Here is a 1,984-nt window from a genome sequence, read left to right on the forward strand (position 1 = left end):
CTTAATAATTAGCTATATGAAAAAGTACAAGTCTGTAGATTTCAAATGACGTCACTATGAGGGAGGCTGGTATCTTAGATATAAAATTAGTTATTGTAATTTAAGTGAAATGATGGAAGAGAGAGGACTAAACATCTCTCCAAGTACCATATACAGGTGGGTTCAGCATTATGCTCCTGAAATACAAAAGAAAGTTAGTTACTTTCTCAAATCTACTAATTCTTATTGGTACCTAGATGAAACTTATGTCAAGGTCAAAGGTAAGTGGCTATACTTGTACAGAGCAATTGATAGTAATAAAAATACTATTGACTTCTACCTAAGCAAAACACGTAATCACAAAGCAGCTAAATTATTTTTAACTAAATTGCTCAATAAGAAAAATACTTATGAACCAAAAAGTATCACGGTAGATGCTAATCACTCATATACAAATAACATAATTGAGCAATATCACAGACGGGTAAAATGGAAAACCAAAGATGCTATGGATTATCATAGTTATAAAACAGCTTATAATACCATCCGAGGCATTGAGACAATCAATATGTTATTCAAGGGCCAGCTTTATCACTTGCATAAGAGCTCACCTATAAATATTAAATACTTTATTGAAAGGCAATTTAACTTACCAACTCCTGATTATATATTCTAAAAAACCTCCCTAAATTAAATACTTTCACTACCTACTATTTATTCTTTGCAATGCTACCAAATTTTATTTCTCGCAACATGTATGATAAAGGAGCAGGTTAAGAAATGCTTGCAAGTAAGGCTACAAAGGGATTAGCTGACCTTTGAGGTTAGGAAGAGGAGATTCTGGTTCGCAACAAAGATTATTTAAATCTGTGGTAGTGATAAGCACCCTCTTCCAAAGGATCTTAAGCTGGACGGTATCTAAGAAAAGCTCTTAAGAAGCTTATTCTGTATTAACATGGTTAGCTATAGATTTTTTTTACATAGATAAAAAAATAATGCAAGGTAGAAGTTATGTTTGAAGGAACTCTAGGTATAGATATATCAAAGAAAGAACTAGCTGTAGCTTTGATAATTGGAAATAAAATTAGTAAGAACAAATTTGCTAATAATCAACAAGGATTTGCCAAACTTAACCAATGGTTGAGTATAAAAGCAATTAAGGATCTAAAAGTATGTATGGAAGCAACAGGTAGCTATGGTGATGAAGTAGCGGAGTTTTTATATAATCAAGGATATAGTGTAAGTATAATTAACCCGGCTTGCATTAAAGCTTATGCGTCAAGTAAACTAAAGAGGCATAAAACTGATGAAGTTGATGCTGTACTTATTGCTGAGTATGCTAATAAGAATGAATTACACCCCTATAAACCTAGGGATAGTATGCTTAAGAAATTAAGGAGCTTTTATCGTTGTCAGCAAAACCTTAAAATCCAACGTACCCAAGTTTCAAATTACCTTGAAAATGAGCATACCTTACCTGACTCTATAAGTATAATATATAGGAGATTGTTAAATGAAATAGATCTGCAAATTAAAAGTATAGACTTACTTATTGATGAATTACTAACTAACAATTCTACACTAAAAGAGCACTGCGAGAATTTGCAAAGTATACCGGGAGTTGGAAAGATTACTGCTATTGCTATACTATCTGAAGTTCCTGACTTCTCTTCTTTTAACAGTGCAAGACAACTAGCTGCATATGCAGGACTTACTCCTAAACAAAATACTTCTGGCACTTCAGTAAGAGGTAAATCAAGATTGTCAAAAATAGGCTCTTCGAACTTAAGAAAAGCTTTATATTTTCCTGCTATCTCAGCTAAATCACACAACTCAATAGTCAAAGAATTTGCCAATAAATTAAAAAACAGAGGTAAAAATACCATGGTCATTATTGGAGCGATTATGAGAAAGTTACTTCATATAGCATTCGGTGTTATTAAGCATAAAACTAAATACAACTCACAAATGTTATATACTTGACTCCATACACGGTATCACTACC

Annotated in this window: 1 protein-coding gene and 1 pseudogene; both read left to right on the forward strand. The window is 32.5% G+C overall.

Going from position 1 to position 1,984, the window contains the following annotated elements; genetic code table 11:
• Positions 1–76 precede the first annotated feature (76 nt).
• Positions 77–655 (forward strand): annotated as a pseudogene (locus NF27_RS05450) (IS6 family transposase); the annotation flags it as partial.
• Positions 656–990: 335 nt separating this feature from the next.
• On the forward strand, positions 991–1,962 hold the full coding sequence (locus tag NF27_RS05455) for an IS110 family RNA-guided transposase (protein ID WP_039455504.1): 972 nt from the start codon (positions 991–993) through the stop codon (positions 1,960–1,962).
• The last annotated feature ends 22 nt before the right edge of the window (positions 1,963–1,984 follow it).

The organism is Candidatus Jidaibacter acanthamoeba, from assembly GCF_000815465.1.
Classification (GTDB): domain Bacteria; phylum Pseudomonadota; class Alphaproteobacteria; order Rickettsiales; family Midichloriaceae; genus Jidaibacter; species Jidaibacter acanthamoebae.

Excerpts from the sequence above, each read along its gene's own strand:
- NF27_RS05455 (WP_039455504.1), top strand. The coding sequence starts at position 991 with ATGTTTGAAGGAACTCTAGGTATAGATATATCAAAGAAAGAACTAGCT.